Consider the following 17857-nt stretch of genomic DNA (forward strand, 5'->3'; position numbering starts at 1 on the left):
AATTTCATTTTTGGGTCAACTACCCATAAGCCTATTGAAGAAGGTTCGAAATTTTAATATAACGCAAAGCTTCTACATATTTTATTTAACAACTATAACAACACAGCCATGAGAACACTATCATTACAATCATTATCACTTGAAAAAAGTTTAAACGCTACCAATCTAATTTTGGGTGGCTCGGTTACAGACTCAGGAAATGAAAGAATTCTAGAATTTGACAATGAGTACGGTACCGGAACTATCAAAGGTATCACTCTTGAGGGAGGCCTTTCATATTTGCAATACGATGTTTGCTTTCGTGACGACTTCAAAATTTCTACAGACCCAACCCCTGCCAAGCCATTATATTTCATGTACTGCTTGAAAGGTCATTTGTACCAGTGCTTTCAGAATTATAAGGATAGACTTCTTCTTGATGAATTTCAAACGGCCATTATGGGCGGTACCAGTCACGTCAATGAAATCGTTTTCCCGAGCAATCAAAGGGTAAAACTGTGTATCATTAGAGCTGTTGACCGTACAACTGGTGAAGATAGTAACCTACCGTCTAGTTTGAAGGAAACGATGGTACAACTGTTCAGCCATGGTAAAGAGCAAGATAAGCCAATAAGATATTTTGGTACTTATAACCTAAGAATTGGCGAGCAATTGGCGCAACTAGAGAAAATTAAGCAAGTAGGTCTAGTGAAAAAATTACTGATTGAGGGTATTCTGAACTTGACTTTGGCCATGGAAATAGAACATCTAAGGTCAGATTTAGAGAACGAACAAAACCCCACTGGTTCATTGACCCAATACGAATTGAAATGCATCAAAGAGGTTTCTAGAAAAATTGAAGAGCATCCAGAAATACAATATTCCATAAAATCTCTGTGTCTTGATTGTGGCCTTTCCGCCAGTAAACTTCAAGAAGGGTTTAAACTTCTTCACGGTAAGACCGTTTCAGATTTTATTCGCAATGAGCGGTTGAACACTGCCGAAAGATTGATATCGACTACCGATATGAATATATCTGAGATTGTATATACCGTAGGGCTTTCAAGTAGAAGTTATTTCTCGAAAATATTTAAGAGAAGATACAATTGCAGCCCAAAAATGTATCAAGACAATAAAAAATCGTTGGCCGCAACGGCTTAAACGTATAGTGCTATGAAAAGGAAGAAAGCCCCGTTTTACGGGGCTTTTTCTTTTACTCTAAATTTCTCAATCCTCCTTTTTACCTTTTCCCACCATGGTGTTGACCATACCGTCTTTCACATTCAACCATAAGTAATTAAAAAAAGATTTGGTCGGATCCCGCTCCACCTCAATATCACCATATCGAAAACCGTCTTTATCAGATTTCGAACCATCATTAATAAACAGGTTACCTAAAAAAGTCAGCAGCTTATTCACCCCGAGGCGATTTTTCTTGAGAACGGAGAATTCAAAATCTTCATAACTCATTTTTATATCTCCAGAAGAATTAAACGAATTGCCGCCAATTGTGAAATAAAGCCGATTGATGGTGCCCTTGGCCTTTGCTCTTAAGCTTGATTCTAAAAAGCTGTTGAGCGTATTCGATTTAAAATTCTTGATTTCTCCTGAAGCAATAAAATTATCCGACGGCGTATTTACCTGAAATGACCAATCGAGATGAATAGGTGCATGATCCATTAAGAGGGCATCTGCTGAGATTTTAGTATCGGCCTTATTCTCGACCCTATTACTGATGTTTGTTATTTGGGCATTCAATTGATTGAAGGAAACAGAGCCTGGCGCCACTCCCTGTTCAATTTTTTCTCCATATTGCAATTGGGCGTTTTCAATCTCAATACTCGGTACGGTGATGTAGATAGGTAGGTTTCGAAGCATTCCGCTATACATCTTTTTAGAACGGGTGTCATCTGTCACCAATTTGTCTCTATAAATCTCCGCAACAGGCTTTATAATTTTACCATTTCCGGTAGTAATGTTCAAGGTGTCTTTGACAAAACTGACTTCAATAGACTCCAGGGTTATTTCAGGCACCTTTAAATCAACATAATCTCGCTCTACCTTCAAATGTTTTGAAAGCTCTGATTTACCATATTTGGTTTGAAGACTAGAACCTAGCACCTTGACCGTTCCATCATGAAACTGCAACTCATCGACATTTAATTTTTCATAAGAGCCCAAATCCACAAATACATCGGCCACCAATAAATCGTACTTACCATAAGTTACAGGTATCTTTTTTCTAATTTGCTTTGGTCCTGTTTTAATTTCAAAAACTTCAAAATCGATTGTTTTTGAGTGAAAAGCGAGACTATCCTTATCATTAAGAGTTAGCTCTCCTCCTTCTACTTTAAGTCTTTCAACCTCGATTTCCTTTAATAAGGTAACTACCCCCCTACGTTCTTTGCCAACTCTTTTATGCACCTTATACAAATCATGAACTACCTGTGGGCGGTCGATTTTCAAGTCAGAGACTACAATACGGTCCTTCATGAAGAACTGAGAATATTCTAACCCATTCAAAGCGATCGATTTCATTTGAGCCTCAGTATGTGTGGCGACCGAATCTCTGTTGGATAGTTTTAGAAATACCCCGTTCAGGGCAATGCTACCCGTAAAAATGTTAGTTTCCATTGAATCATATTTCAATTCAACATGCGGCGGAAGCTTTCTATCAAGAAATTGCTTGACCCAAGTATTGGCCATAACCTGTGCCGTAATAGCACCCAAAACAAGAATGGTGACCACTATAATCGATATAGTGAAAATTTTTCTACGGAATTTGCTAGCGGGCATGGTCTTTGGGTTGTTAGTATGTAATATACAATTACCATCATTACCACCAGCAATCGGAACGTTTTCCGATTTATGTTTAACCTTAACAAGTTGAATAGTTTTAAAAGAAGTTTATTTTTTTATATTACCCGTAAGCCCAAGTATTATCTTAAAAAATCACCTTACATACTGGTCGATCCCGAAGCGCTACCTAAGCTTTATTTTCATTATGACTTTAATTTCCCTGAACGCACAGCATCAAGCCCCAAAGTCAATAAAGGCTGAGGCCGAAAAGGCACTTTCGTATTACCCAGAGCTCAACCAAACATCGGTAAATTTTAAGTTCAAACCGAACATACCAAAATCTACCATGAGAGCCCAACCTACCTTTTGGTCGCTATTCAGGTCTCGAAAAAAAAGAAAATATGTAGTTCTGATTAGTAAGCGTGTCAAAATTTCAGATAGAATATTCTTGACCGAAGATATACCTGAAGAAATAATGGTCGGGTGGTTGGGCCACGAACTTGGGCATATCATGGATTACAAAAACAGAAGTAGTTGGAACCTGATTTGGTTCGGTATTAAATACAGCTTCTCCGGAGCTTATATTAGAGAAGCCGAACGTGCTGCCGATACTTATGCCGTTAGCCACGGCATGGCCGATTATATTTTAAAGACGAAAAGTTTTATCTTGGATAATGCCGAGATTGAAGAAAGCTACAAAGAACGCATTCGCAAGTATTACCTATCCCCCAAGGAAATTCTAAAACTAGTAAACGAAAAAGAGGAGGCAGAAAGAAAAGAGGAATAAAACATAAAATTCCTACAACACCCCTAATAACTCAACCATCACTTTCTCTATCACCCTTTAAGGCCTACTTCCCATAAATAATAGGAACAGGCACGCTTTGTAATTGATATACATGGGCATTTTCCTATCAATTAAAGTTTTTTAAACTTCTTTAAAATATTTAGGAATATTCCTACGTTATTTAAAGAAAATAAATATATTTATCCCCCGATTTAGTAGATTAGACAGACAGCCTAACCCCAAAAACGATGTCTTAATATTATGAGTTTAATTGAGCAAATCTTAGCAAAACTTAAGGAATGCCAAAAAGACTACTATAGTCGGCAGAATGCAGTAGAAGCATATCAGACATTGAGCAATAATATGCCCGATATAAAATTTAATTCGGAAAAATCATTTATTGTATTTGAAGAAAATCTGGCCAAACTGAAGCAGTCGATGTCAATAGCAGATCAAGATTTGTTCGCCCAAAACTTCGCTAGTGCTTGTCTCAACCTTACATTGGCACTTCGTATTGCCCACAGTACCAGTCAAACTTATTAGTAAAATCAGTTAATAGCCGTTTTCTTTAACGAAGGTCTGCCATTGAGCGAATTTTTCTTCGTTCATGACCTTTTCCATTTTTACTTGGCCACCCTTTTTCTTGTTTTCACCATTCCATTCATGAAAAGCATCAGGCTTCACAACAGTTACCTTGACCCCTTTTAAGGCTTTTGATCGTGCTACCTTATAATTTTTATTGGCTTGTTTTAAATGTTCATCCAAAGCATCGGCCAATGTTGACCCATCTTTCGCATCTTCTGAACCCAAGTACCAGCAGTGATAGAATTCTTCATCAATTCTATTAGCACAAAGGGTATATTCAGGAATTTTCATTGAAAACTTTTCTTCCAAGTGCTGAACCGCATCATCTAACTTATTAACCGACAGCTGAGAACCTACCGTATTTAAAAAGAACTTGGTTCGACCCGTAATCTTAATTTCAGCTCGTTCAACATCGGTGAACTCGATAGTATCACCTATAATATAACGCCATGCACCTGATACCGTAGAAATAATCAAGACATAGTCTTGACCTTTTTGAACCTCGCCCAAGGTTATTGAAGGAGCGTCATCGACCAATGAACCATCTTGATTAATGTATTCGGGTTTAAAGGGAACAAACTCAAAATAAATTCCGCCATCGGTGACCAATTGCATTGCGTCGGTTTCAGGCCGGGCCTGAAAGGCAACAAAACCTTCAGAAGCCAAATAGGTGTCAATTATGGTAATCGGGTGACCCAGCAATGCATTAAAGCTCTTTTCATATGGACCGAAAGCTACCCCACCTGAGGTATAAACCTGAAGATTAGGCCATAGTTCATGAATATTCTTTAGGTTGTGATGCTCAATGACCTTTTCAAGCATAAGCTCAATCCAAGAAGGTATTCCACTAAGTGCACCCACGTCCCAAGTTTCCGCTTTTTCAGCTATTTTGGCTACACGCTCGTCCCAGTCGTCAATCTCTGCGATATCTTCACCCGGCTTATAATAACCCCTGAACCAATTGGGAATATTACTGGCACTTATTCCACTAATTTCTCCTTCTTCATGATCATCTACCTTTTCTAAATCGGTAGAACTGCCGAGCATTAATATGTCTTTTTCAAAAAAATCTGCCGGCAGGTCAAAATTGCTTAGTGCATAAACTTGTTGTATCCCGGCGTTTCTGATAGCAGAAACCATTTCATCAGTGACCGGAATTCGTTTACTCGTATTGCCGGTGGTACCCGAACTAAGAGCGAAATAATGAGGTTTACCCGGCCAAGTCACATCGGTTTTTCCCTCGTGCAATTGATGCCACCATTCATCATTGATCTTATTATAGTCATGAAATGGTATCTTTTTAGAATAAGCCTTTGCTATATCTTCAGATTCTAAAATATCATCAAAATCGTAATGCTCACCGAAAGCGGTCTCGTTAGCTTCGGTCAAAAGTTTTTTCAGCACTTGTTTTTGCTCGTCTATCGGGTTTCTTTCTCCGGAAAGTTTATCTCTAACTTCTATGAACCCTTTTATGATGTTTCCTATGATAGGCATGGTTGTTTTTCTACAAAAATAAACCTAGGGGGCAACTGCTGAGTGCTACATAAAGCGGGAGTTTAACTCATTAATAGTAAAGTTCATTCAATTTGAACTGTATCAAGAACTTCTTCGGGATAAGGCACTATGGTACCATTATCTTTATAAAAAGGCATTTGGGCATCAACATCTTTCAGGTAGGTAGACAAATCGACTGCCAACTCTTTCGTCTTCTCTCTGTTGTCCGCAACTAAATTATTAGTCTCCCCGATATCCTCCTTTAAGTTAAAAAGCTCCATTTGTTGATTGGCATGGTAGTAAATCAACTTAAAGTCTCCTTTTCTTATAGCACTGGCCGCTCCAATTCCAGGCCCGCTTGGCCCCCACTCATTGGGGTAATGCCATACCATTTTGCGCACTCCGTCATACTCCTTTTCACCTACCAATACAGGCAAAAAGCTTTGCCCATCAATTTTTTGTACGGTATTTAAGCTATCAATACCAGCAATTTCTAATATCGTCGGATAGAAATCTTCGATTATCACTTGGTATTGCGATACCGATGCGGGAGCTATCTTATCAGGCCATTTGGCCAACATGGGTTCTCTAATACCGCCTTCACGCATTGAGCCTTTACCGCTAGATAACGGTAAATTATGGGTGTGGGGTTCACCCCCTCTGGCGTGGGCACTCAGCCCGCCATTGTCTGACATGAAGAGAACAACGGTATTATCGGCCAGATTTTTTTCATCAAGATATTTCATGATATCACCTAAGCTCTTATCCATACCCTCGATCATGGAGGCGTATCTTGCTTCTATCGAGTCGAGGCCTTTTTCCAAATATTTCCTTACAAATCGCTTATCGCCCATGATGGGGGTGTGAACCGCATAATGTGACATATACAGGAAAAATGGCTGTTCTGTTGAGACCACCGAATCCAATGAGTGCAGTGCTTCTCTGGTGATAGCTTCAGTCAAAAAAATATCCTCTCCGTGATATTTCTCTAGGCCTGGCACGGCCCACACTTCTTTTCCTTCCTTTCCATTGCCAAAATTTTCAAGCCCCAAGTAACTTTCTGGTGCACCGGCAGCGTGGCCCGCAATGTTCACATGAAAACCTAAGTTTAATGGGCTTTCACCCGGAGTACCCATTGCCCCCAAGTGGGCTTTGCCCGCATGTACCGTATAATAACCAATATCGTTCAAGGCTTGGGCCAAAGGCATAGCATGTACACTTCTAGGATCGCCATCAACGGGACTCATACCGTTCACATTCCATTTTGGGAATACTAACGAATCATGGTTTTTCTCCATCGGCTGTAGTGAATCTCGATGAAGTGTCCAATTAGTAACTCTATGGCGGGCAGCGTTCATACCCGTCATAAGGCTGACTCTGGTAGGCGAGCAGACCGGGGTGGCGTATGCCTGAACGAATTTCATTCCCTCAGCCGCCAAACGCTCCATATTAGGGGTGTGATATCTTTCATTGAATGCCGTTTTTTCGGTATGAAAGGGTACCGAGGTGTCTTGCCAGCCCATATCGTCAACTAAAAAAAGTACAATATTAGGCCGTCTTTCATCTACCTCATCGGATTCGCACGAACAGAGCCCGACCGTCATCAAAATAACCAAAACAAATAGCCTATTCATTATTCTTTAATTGGGGATTATTGTTTTCAACTGCTGCCATTCTTCACCCTTTAAATTGACCATACTATTTTCTTGATCTGTCCCTGGGGTACTTCTACCCTTCTTTATGTATGATACCATTAAATCGGTCAATTCTTTTACTTTTTCCGGTTTTTCACCATACAGATTTTGCTGTTCGGAAGGGTCTTTTACCAAATCAAACAATTGCATCGGTGGCAAACTATCAATATTAGAAGAATTCGGCTTGGGGTCGCTCCATCCTCCTGAACCAGGGCAAAAAACCAATTTATAGTCGCCTTTTCTAATGGCGAAACTACCATTTATCGAGTGGTGAACGATAGCTTCACGACCATACCCATCAACACTCCTAAATAAAGGGAGCATCGAAAAGCTGTCTTCAGCCTCGTCTTCACTGAGATTTTTATTGGCAATTTCGGCACAAGTGGCCATTAAATCGGTAGTACAAATGGTTTGGTTCTGCACGCTTCCCAATTTTATGACCGCAGGCCAAGAGGCTATAAAAGGTACGCGATGCCCTCCTTCGTAAATATCGGCTTTATGGCCACGATACGCACCACTGGGTTGATGGCCCTTGCTCGCTAACAATTTAAAATCGGCCTGCGGCGAGCAACCGTTATCACTCGTAAAAATGACAAGTGTGTTTTCGGTAATACCAGCCTCATCTATTACCTTCATCAGCTGACCCATGTAGTCATCAATTTGCATTACAAAATCGGCGTATGGGTTCAAGCCACTCTTGTCGAGCCACTCATCGGTAGGCAGAATAGGAGTATGCGGCGATGGTAGAGCCAAGTATAAAAAGAACGGATTCGATTTGTTCGACCGATCTTTGACAAAATCCATCGACTTTCTAAAAAAATTAGGAGTTACATCATCATGGTCAAAATCACTGGCCGTAGGGCCTTCACGCCACCACGTATATTTTCCTTTATCAACGGTAACAGTGTCAACTTCAGCAGTAACTATTCCGTTTTCTACATATACGTACGGTGCCATATCCAAAGAACCGGAATGACCGTAAGAATAGTCAAATCCTAAATCTTGTGGTCCGTTCTTAATTGGCTTTTTAAAATCGATGTTTTCAAAATCTTCAGGATTCCACCCTTCTCCGGATATCTTTAGTGAGTCTTTTTGTGCCCAATCCCAACCCAAATGCCATTTTCCTATAAATGCCGTGTGGTAACCCGACTTTTTTAAAATTGAAGCCACCGTACTTCTTTCAGTGGGAATCAACGCCTTTGACCTTCCTGTTAATACCCCACTTTTTAGCGGACTTCGCCAGTTATATCGACCCGTTAGAATACCATATCTGGTAGGTGTGCAAACAGCCGAGGAAGTATGTGCATCGGTAAATTTCATTCCGTTTGATGCCAGACGGTCAATATTAGGTGTCTTAATCTTGCCTTTCGTATTGAACGAATGAATGTCACCGTAGCCCAGATCATCGGCCAGCACATAAATTATGTTGGGCAACTTAGTTGCCTCTTTTGTAGACTTGTTTTCTTTTTTATCGGAACAGGATAGAACCAAAAAATGGAAAACTGATAGTATTAAGTAAAAGGCCGGTTTTTTCATCGATCAGAGGTTGGTGTTTAAAAATACGCAAACCTTGGGTTACCAAAACTCTTTGACGCCGACTATTTTTGAAAAGGCAAAAGTTTAGGCTACCTTTAATTGTTCTTCAAAAGCCATCACCAGTTTGTATTGTATAGTTGATATAGAAACTACCGGAAACAGTATCAAGGGAAACAAGATAACCGAGATATCGATATTTAAATTCGATGGTCATGAGGTAGTCGATGAGTTTACTACTTTGGTCAATCCGCAAGCTGAAATTCCCTACTTCATTACACGACTGACGGGTATCGATAATGATATGGTACGCAATGCCCCTACCATGAAAGAAATTGCCGATAGGGTGATTGAAATTACTTCTGATTGCATATTTGTGGCACACAGTGTCAATTTTGATTACAACATTATCAAAAACGAGCTGAAGCTATTGGGGCGTGAATTTGCTCGAAAAAAACTTTGTACCGTTAGACTTTCGCGAAAATTGATTCCCGGATATCATTCTTATAGCCTTGGAAAACTGTGTAGTGCCCTGAGCATTCCGCTGACCGACAGACATCGGGCCAGAGGTGATGCTCATGCTACGGTACTGTTATTTCATCAACTGTTAAGGGCAGAAGGTGCTTCGGAAGTTTTCAAGTCATTTTTGAACGCCCGTTCTCAAGAAGCGACCCTACCCTCTTCATTGCCACGTGAAGTTTTTGATTCTTTGCCGAACCAACCCGGAGTCTATTATTTTAAGGACCAGAAAGGGAAAATAATATATGTGGGTAAAGCCATCAATATCAAGAAAAGAGTCTTAGGCCATTTCTACGATAAGTCTGCACGCGAGGTTCAACTCTGCAAAGAAACGTTTCACATCGATTTTGAACTATCAGGTAGTGAACTTTTGGCACTTTTAATGGAGTCTTCAGCTATAAAACACCATTACCCCATTCACAATAGAGCCCAGAAAAGAAAGATACAGCCTTATGGTATTTTTAGTTATGAGGACAGAAATGGGGTCAAACACCTTGCTTTCAACAAGCTAAAGATGGCACCTAATGCCTTTCATATACTTTACAGCCCGACCGCCTGCCGGCTTTATCTTGAAGAAGTCTGTAAAGCGTACAGTCTATGCCCCAAATATTGCCACTTACAGGAAAATGTAGAAACCTGCTCACATTATAGATTGAACGAATGCGAGGGTATTTGCAGAGGTACCGAAGATATCTCAAATTATAATTCAAAGGTGATGGCCGCCATGAATGAACTAGGTTCGCAGCGTGCGAGTTTTGTCATCAAAGAAAAAGGCCGCCATTCAAAAGAAGAAAGTTTTGTAATAGTCAAGAACAACAGTTATGTTGGCTACGGCTTTTTTGACAAAGAGGCAATCATCAACACCAATGAAGACTTAGAAGCTTACCTCATATCGCAGCAAAGTACATTGGAAACTGAAAGCATTATTAAATCTTATATAGGTAAGCACCAGAACAAGGTTATTCCTTTTGAGGATGAAATGATCGAGTTGTTAAAAATAGGATAGCTCAGCCCTTATTTTTCATCTTTCTGTACATCCGAATGACCAGCATCGTCCAGACCATCACGATGAGGACAACAAATATCGAATATAGCAGGATGAAATCCATCTCTTTTCAATGTTAAGACCGTTAGAAGATTAATTGAATCTAATGATGGAAAGTGAGTTTTTGAACTACCTTACCACCAACATCCGTATTAATTTTCTTACTTAAGTTAGGTAAAATTATTTAGAAAACTTAACTTTTGCTTTAGTTTTCTTTAACAATTTCGAAATTCCTAAAAAACACTTCCTTTCGATGATTCAAATGCAAAAAAAAGTAGCTTATAAGCTACTTTTTAGTTATTCAAACTACTTAAGAATCAAATACTTAAAATCATCTTTATAAATAAGATGGGAAACTAAGGATGAAACGTCCTAGACTGACCGCTTTATTAAGCAAATTTCACTGGCTAAAATCGTTATAGTGTGCTCGGGCAAACATATTCAGAAACCTTAACACCCGAATTTTTAAGTGCCCCAAAACCACTGTCAATATCTATCAAGTTATGTATTCCCCTACTTTTAAGAATAGAAGAGGCAATGACCGAACGGTAGCCACCAGCGCAGTGCACAAAAAATTGTTTGTCCTCTGGAAAATCGCCCATATAGTCGTTGATAAAGTCTAAAGGCGTGTTCGTAGCGTCTACCACATGTTCCGATTGATATTCACCGGGCTTTCGAACATCGTATACAGGAGTACCTTCTGAGTTTATTTGTTTCTTGGCTTCCTCAGCAGAAACAGATTGAATGGTATCAACATCCTTTCCCGATTGTTTCCAAGCATCAAAACCTCCTTTTAAATATCCGATCGTGCCATCAAATCCGACCCTAGAAAGTCGCGTGACCGCTTCCTCCTCCTTACCAACTGGGCAGACAAGTAAAAGAGGTTGTTTCGTATCTGCAATCAAGGCACCCACCCAAGGGGCAAAATCACCGTTCAATCCAATAAAAATTGAACGAGGTATATGTCCTTCAACAAACTCGTTTTGATGGCGAACATCTAAAACTATAGCTCCTGTATCGTTAGCCGCCTTTTCAAAATCGTCAGGGTTCAAAGCAGTGGTACCACGATCCAAGACTTCTGAAATATCTTCATACCCTTCTTTGTTCATCTTCACATTAAGAGGAAAGTATTTGGGCGGTGGCAGCAAACCATCAGTTACTTCTGCAATAAACTCCTCTTTTGACATATCCGCTCTTAAAGCGTAGTTCATTTTTTTCTGGTTGCCCAAGGTGTCGACCGTCTCTTTCATCATATTCTTACCACATGCCGAACCTGCCCCGTGCGCAGGATAAATAATAACCTCATCAGCTAAGGGCATTATCTTTTTCCTTAAGCTTTCGAATAACATACCTGCTAATTCTTCTTGCGTCATATGTGCGGCCTTTTGTGCCAAATCAGGTCTACCTACATCACCCAAAAACAAGGTATCACCAGAAAATATGGCATGGTCTTTACCGCTGGCGTCACGTAACAAATAAGTTGTACTTTCCATGGTATGACCTGGGGTATGCAATACATGGATCGTTACATCACCTAACTTGAAAACCTGACCGTCTTCAGCGATGATAGCATCAAAAGAAGGGTTCGCATTCGGCCCATAAACGATAGGGGCTCCGGTTTCTTTAGAAAGCGTCACGTGACCACTCACAAAATCAGCGTGAAAATGGGTCTCAAAAATATATTTGATATGAGCATTGTCGGCCTTGGCCCTTTTTATATATGGCTCTACTTCCCTAAGAGGGTCGATAATTGCAACTTCACCCTTACTTTCAACATAGTAGGCCCCTTGTGCTAGACATCCGGTATATATTTGTTCGATTTTCATGATATGATTTTTTATCGTCGAGAATAACGTTTAGTACTATCTTTCTACAAAAGTAAACCAACACTTTGTACTAGATTGTAACTTAGGTTACCGTTGCCGAAGGCTTTGGTAAGCGATTTTGGCGCTAATTTTTGATGGAGAGACCGCCTTGTCAAAGTAATCGACCGCCTCTTTGGTCTGAACAAACAAGCACTCTTTTGAAAGTTCATCTATGATACCACTACTAAAAATTATATCTCTAGCAGGCCCTATAGCACCTGCTATATAAAATTTCAGGTCGCGCTCGTGTAAATCTTGAATGACCCGAATCAACATTTGAGCGGCACTGGAGTCAATGTAGTTAATAGCTTCGGCATTAAGAATGATTCCGTTTAAATCTGGGCCCTTGGCATCAATGCATTTGTACAACTGTTGCTTAAAGAAATTTTTATTCCCGAAGTATAATTGGGAGTCAAATCGTACAATCAATAAATCATTGCGCACCTCAATATCTTCACCAAAACGGTCAATGTTCTTGTAATAATCAGAACCCTCAATCTTACCCAGTACGGCAAAATGGGGCTTTGAGCTTTTATAAACCATTAGAAGCAACGAAATCATGACACCGAACAAAATACCCTGCGTAATTCCGATAAATAAGGTGGTCAAAAATGTCAATAATAAGATTACCAGTTCATCTTTGCGATAGGCCCACAAGCTTCGTGGGTAACCAATATCGATTAAACCTACTACCGATACCATAATGATACTTGCCAAAATTGCATTAGGAAGGTAATAGAATAGCGGAGTAAAAAACAGCAGCACTACAACCACCATGAAAGTACAAATGATTAAAGAAACGGTGGTCTTAGCACCTGAAGAACCGTTGATTGCCGAACGGGAAAAACTACCCGTAACAGGATACGACTGAAAAAGGGAACCAAAAAAATTGGAGGCCCCGATTGCAATCAACTCTTGGTTTGCATTTACGGTTTCTTCACCGTTCATTTCTTCTAAGGATTTACCTATGGAAATAGCCTCTAAATAGCCGATAAGGGCCAATGTTAAGGCAATTGGGGCGAGTTCTAAAAGATTGGCGCCAGTTATTACGGGCACATGAAAACTAGGCAACCCGGTGGGAATAGAACCTACTATTTTCACCCCGTAGGATTGTAAGCCGAAAAGATATACCACAAGAATACCCAATACCACCACTATCAATACACCTGGTATTTTCCGGTTCCATCGTTTAAAAAGAACTATAAGAACTATCCCCAATAATCCAATAGTAAAATCGACCCAATTGATTTCCGGAACCTTTATAGCAGCATTATAGAGCACCTCGTGAAAACGATTGCTGCGCTCGACCGCCGTACCCAATAAATGTTTCAGCTGGCTTATAATTATAATCAAGGCAGCAGCAGAAGTAAAACCGCTGATGACAGGTTTTGATAAGAAATTGACCAAAAAACCCATGCGTAACAAGCCCAAAATAATCTGTATGCCACCGACCATCATGGCCAAGAGAAGGGCCATAGCAACATAGTTTTCGCCTCCTGTAGTTGCAAAAGGTGCAAGTGCAGCAGCCACCAAAAGCGAATCCATAGCCACAGGCCCCACAGCCATTTGTCTTGAAGTACCCAACAGCGCATAAATTACTACAGGCACCAAAGAAGCATATAGCCCATAAACTGGAGGTAGACCGGCAATCATCGCATAAGCCATACCCTGAGGGATCAGCACAATGCCCAAGGTTAGACCGGCTACAGCATCTTTGCCCAGCCAGCGCTTGTTGTAACTTGGCAACCACTGTAAAAAAGGAAAGACGCTTCGCATATCGCAAAGTTAATCGTTAAACAAATGACTGAACGACCCAATCGGATCAAAAGAATCGCTTGATTAATTGCAGTAACCTATAATTTATAACTCAACAACTCTTATTTGATTGCGGTACATTTCGATTTTGCCCTCTTTTTCAAGTTTTTTCAGAAGCCTGGAAATAACCACCCGAGAAGTATTGAGGTCGTATGCGATGTCTTGATGTGTCGTATGAATGCTATCGTTGTGGTTCACCTTGGCCTTGTCTTGCAAATGCTTGAGCAACCTTTCGTCCATACGTAAAAAAGCCAATGTGTCGACCGTTTCCAGAAGTTCCATCATACGGGTATGGTAACTATCTAGAATAAACTTTCGCCATGTCTGGTATTTGGCCATCCAAATTTCCATCTGCTGCACGGGAATCATCAATAGCTCGGTATCGCTTTCGGCAATCGCACGTATTTCACTTTTATGCTGGCCCATACAGCAAGACAAGGTCATTGCGCAAGTGTCGCCCTGCTCTAAAAAATACAGCAAAAGCTCGTCACCGTTTTCATCTTCACGAATTATTTTGATAGCACCCTCTAGAAGCAAAGGCATATGTGTTATCGTTTGACCAATATCCATAATAATCGTTCCCTGCGAAATCGATTTTAGAAGACCTAGTTTATCAATCTCTTTAAAAAGTTCTTCCTCAAAAAGATACCCGTAGAATTTTTTCAGCTTATCGTTCATAATCAATCAATCGGAGTAATCAGAACTTTGAATAACTCATCTTTATCTTTCAAAAATTGAAAGCCTTCGTGCAAGTTTTTTTGTTCGACCGCATAGGGGTAAAAAGTAATCGGCTCGATACAGAGCATGTTTTCAACTTCCGTCCATAACATAAAATTGTCAAAGCCTTCGGTTTCAATTCGTACAGCCTTTTGATCACTTAAGACGATCTCAGTACAATTTGGCACTTGCAAGGCCCTACTCCCTACCGAAATGATATCGTTCAAGGTAATGGTTTTGCCATTAGCCTCCACAGTAGCATCCTTCGTATAGATTTTGAATGCCGGATGATAGCCCAACATAAAAGGCGTGTCGCGTTCTCCTGCTATGGTAAAAGTAATTTCTAAACCTTCGGGCAACAGCCTATATTTTTTTACGAAATTGAAACTATAGGTATAAAACAGATATTGTCTGGTTGATTTTTCGGGAAATTTGCTGTTCACTACCGGTGTTCGCTCTTTATATGTCTTGTGAAACTCGGCATGGGTATCTGAACTGTCTACAAGTTCATATTTGAGTTCTCGAAGCAAACCGTGTTGATCCTGTACTGCCAAATCTCTAGGAGTCTGCACCATAAAACCTGCATCAGCAGTAGGACCTATAATAGGAAACATCTCGGTGTCTGAATTCCTCCACCCGGGACTCCCCTTTTGGTGAATAATTTCATACCCATCTAGTTCATAACCTACCAACTCTCCAGCATCGATACGAACTGTTTGGTTATCCAATTTAAGTTTTACCATAGCATCAATTCATTTATTTAAAACCTTGTTCCTTCATCCAATCTTCGTTGAACATCTTACCAACATAACGACTACCGTGGTCGTGAAACAAAACCACTACTATGTCTTCTTTGTTGAAATGATTCTCTAACTGCAACACCCCTTTAATAGCAGCACCTGCCGAATTGCCCAAGAACATAGCCTCTTCTTGAGCCAGCTTTTGGGTATAGACAGCGGCATCTTGATCGGTGACCTTGGTAAAGCCATCAATCAAACTAAAATCTACATTTTTAGGAAGTATATCTTCGCCAATACCCTCAGTAACGTAGGGGTAAATCTCGTTTTCATCAAAAATACCTGTTTCGTGATACTTCTTAAAGACCGAACCATAGGTATCAACACCCCAAATCTTAATATTAGGGTTCTTCTCCTTTAAAAATTTACCAACACCTGATATGGTGCCTCCGGTACCTACGCCCACCACAAAATGCGTAATCTTGCCATCGGTTTGTTCCCAAATTTCAGGACCGGTGCTCAGGTAATGCGCCTTTGAGTTCGACGGATTGTCATATTGATTAACGTACCAGGCATCATCGATTTCGGCGGCCAACCTTCTCGCAGTCGAATAATAACTCTCAGGGTCATCGGGAGAGACATTACTGGGACATACATGTACTTCGCTACCCATAGCTCTTAGAATATCTACCTTCTCTTTTGACTGCTTGTCACTTATAACACATATAAGTCGATAACCTTTGACGGTTGCTGCCAGTGCCAGACCCATGCCCGTATTACCAGAAGTGGCTTCTATAATGGTTCCGCCCGGTTGAAGAAGACCTTCGTTTTCGGCATCTTCTATCATTTGCAGAGCCATACGGTCTTTCACCGAATTTCCGGGATTGAAAGTTTCGTATTTGGCCAAGACAAGACAGGGCAAATTGGCCGTTAACTTATTAAGTTTAACTAACGGGGTATTGCCAATAGTACCGAGAATGTCATCTTTATAGTCCATAGCTATATATTATAAAAATAGCCGTTTCAATCACCCTTCTTTTTTAATCTACTCAAATTGAATTGCCTTTACAGGTGTAATCTTGGTTATAATATAAGAGGGCACTAAAAGCATCAGCATACACAGTAGAAGCACCGCTACATTTAACAGAACCACAGTCGGTACATCAATATATACAGGAATATAGTCAATATAATATTCCTCAGGATTAGGGAACTTCAGCACTCTAAATTCACTTTGCAGATAAATGGCTCCGAGACCTATAAGATTACCCCAGAACAAACCTATACCGATAAGATAAGAAGCGTTGTACAAGAATACTTTTCGTATACTCCAATTAGCAGATCCCAAAGCTTTCAAAATTCCGATCATCGGAGTACGCTCTAAAATGAGCACTAACAGCGCCGTAATCATATTAAAGCCGCTCACGATGATAACAATCCCGATTATCAAAAAAATGTTGAAATCGAATAACCCTATCCACTCGAAAATTTTATAGTATTTATCGACGATGGTCTGTGTATCTAAAGTTGATAGCGTTTTACCATAAATCTCATTACTTTTCTCTTGTAAATCATCAAAGCTGTTCAAAAAAACCTCAAAATTGCCAATCTGATCTTCACCCCATTTGTTCATTCTCTGAACATGCCTGATATCGGTAAAAAGATATACCCCATCAAACTCTTCAAAACCGCTGTCATACAAACCGGTAATGGTGAACTTTCGTTGGTTGGGCAGTTTCGAGGGGTCGTCGTCCTTAAGAAAAAAAGCATAAAAACTGTCGCCCGTACCTAATTTCAAACGGTTGGCCATTAAGCTTGACATGAGTACCTGTGAATTAAGTTCTCCACTATAATCCGGCAAATTTCCATCTACCAAATATTCCTCGAAAGCCCCCCAATTGTAATCTTTGCCCACGCCTTTGGCCAAAATACCCTCAAAGGTATCTTCGGTTCTGATAATACCGCCCTTACTGGCCACCGCCTGTATATGATCTATGCCCTCAACATTATCGAACCGTGGGTAAAAGTCTTGATTTATAGACAGTGGCACCACCGAAACATCAGAGGCATTATTATCGTAATTAGAAATTTGTATGTGTCCGTTGAAGGCAGCAACTTTTTCACGTATTTTGTACTTCAAACCAACCCCCGAAGCAATGGCAACCAGCATCATGACCAAACCTAATGCTATAGCCGCAATAGCTATTTTTATTATAGGGGCGGAAATACTAATTTTATGCGCCTCGCCTTTGATAAGCCTCTTGGCCAAAAAATATTCAAAATTCAAT

General features: G+C 40.2%; 14 protein-coding genes. 4 read left to right on the forward strand and 10 right to left on the reverse strand.

All coding sequences use genetic code 11. The annotated features are described in order from the left end of the window. Positions 1–108: 108 nt before the first annotated feature. Entirely contained in the window at positions 109–1140 is a 1032-nt protein-coding gene (locus D1013_RS16795) for a helix-turn-helix domain-containing protein (protein WP_121849928.1), read from the forward strand. A 66-nt stretch (positions 1141–1206) separates the two neighbouring features. Here the strand turns inward: D1013_RS16795 and D1013_RS16800 are convergent, their stop codons facing one another. Further along, entirely contained in the window at positions 1207–2775 is a 1569-nt protein-coding gene (locus D1013_RS16800; protein ID WP_121849929.1) for an AsmA family protein, read from the reverse strand. 208 nt (positions 2776–2983) lie between these two features. On the opposite strand from D1013_RS16800, the gene D1013_RS16805 reads away from it, so the two are divergent. Both D1013_RS16805 and D1013_RS16810 read left to right on the forward strand, forming a co-directional pair. Beyond that, positions 2984–3565: a M48 family metalloprotease gene (locus D1013_RS16805; protein WP_121849930.1), complete on the forward strand. Its 582-nt coding sequence runs from the start codon at positions 2984–2986 to the stop codon at positions 3563–3565. Between the two features lie 261 nt (positions 3566–3826). Next, positions 3827–4108, forward strand: a complete 282-nt coding sequence (locus D1013_RS16810) for a hypothetical protein (RefSeq protein ID WP_121849931.1) — start codon at positions 3827–3829, stop codon at positions 4106–4108. 9 nt (positions 4109–4117) lie between these two features. On the opposite strand, the gene D1013_RS16815 is transcribed toward D1013_RS16810, so the two are convergent. From D1013_RS16815 to D1013_RS16825, 3 genes are all read right to left on the reverse strand, one after another. Beyond that, positions 4118–5644 carry a GH3 family acyl-acid amido synthetase gene (locus D1013_RS16815; RefSeq protein WP_121849932.1) on the reverse strand — a complete coding sequence of 509 codons (1527 nt, stop codon included), beginning with the start codon at positions 5642–5644 and terminating at the stop codon, positions 4118–4120. An 83-nt stretch (positions 5645–5727) separates the two neighbouring features. Continuing rightward, positions 5728–7278, reverse strand: a complete 1551-nt coding sequence (locus D1013_RS16820; protein WP_121849933.1) for a sulfatase — start codon at positions 7276–7278, stop codon at positions 5728–5730. Positions 7279–7284: 6 nt separating this feature from the next. Then, positions 7285–8874, reverse strand: coding sequence for a sulfatase family protein (locus tag D1013_RS16825; RefSeq protein ID WP_121849934.1), 1590 nt, complete (start codon positions 8872–8874; stop codon positions 7285–7287). Positions 8875–8998: 124 nt separating this feature from the next. Here D1013_RS16825 and D1013_RS16830 point away from each other — a divergent pair, with 124 nt between their 5' ends. Further along, positions 8999–10396, forward strand: a complete 1398-nt coding sequence (locus D1013_RS16830) for an exonuclease domain-containing protein (protein WP_121849935.1) — start codon at positions 8999–9001, stop codon at positions 10394–10396. Positions 10397–10851: 455 nt separating this feature from the next. Here the strand turns inward: D1013_RS16830 and D1013_RS16835 are convergent, their stop codons facing one another. From D1013_RS16835 to D1013_RS16860, 6 genes are all read right to left on the reverse strand, one after another. Then, entirely contained in the window at positions 10852–12261 is a 1410-nt protein-coding gene (locus D1013_RS16835) for an MBL fold metallo-hydrolase (RefSeq protein ID WP_121849936.1), read from the reverse strand. An 87-nt stretch (positions 12262–12348) separates the two neighbouring features. Continuing rightward, positions 12349–14076 (reverse strand): SulP family inorganic anion transporter, encoded by a 1728-nt coding sequence (locus D1013_RS16840; protein WP_121849937.1) that lies wholly within the window; start codon positions 14074–14076, stop codon positions 12349–12351. Between the two features lie 84 nt (positions 14077–14160). Further along, on the reverse strand, positions 14161–14793 hold the full coding sequence (locus D1013_RS16845; RefSeq protein WP_121849938.1) for a Crp/Fnr family transcriptional regulator: 633 nt from the start codon (positions 14791–14793) through the stop codon (positions 14161–14163). Between the two features lie 2 nt (positions 14794–14795). Beyond that, positions 14796–15575 (reverse strand): aldose epimerase family protein, encoded by a 780-nt coding sequence (locus D1013_RS16850; RefSeq protein WP_121849939.1) that lies wholly within the window; start codon positions 15573–15575, stop codon positions 14796–14798. A 13-nt stretch (positions 15576–15588) separates the two neighbouring features. Continuing rightward, the gene (locus D1013_RS16855; protein WP_121849940.1) at positions 15589–16566 is read right to left on the reverse strand and encodes a PLP-dependent cysteine synthase family protein; all 978 of its coding nucleotides are present in this window, start codon (positions 16564–16566) and stop codon (positions 15589–15591) included. Between the two features lie 48 nt (positions 16567–16614). Continuing rightward, positions 16615–17856 carry an ABC transporter permease gene (locus tag D1013_RS16860; RefSeq protein ID WP_121849941.1) on the reverse strand — a complete coding sequence of 414 codons (1242 nt, stop codon included), beginning with the start codon at positions 17854–17856 and terminating at the stop codon, positions 16615–16617. Position 17857 lies beyond the last annotated feature (1 nt).

Origin of the sequence: Euzebyella marina (assembly GCF_003687485.1) — a bacterium.
Lineage (GTDB): Bacteria > Bacteroidota > Bacteroidia > Flavobacteriales > Flavobacteriaceae > Euzebyella > Euzebyella marina.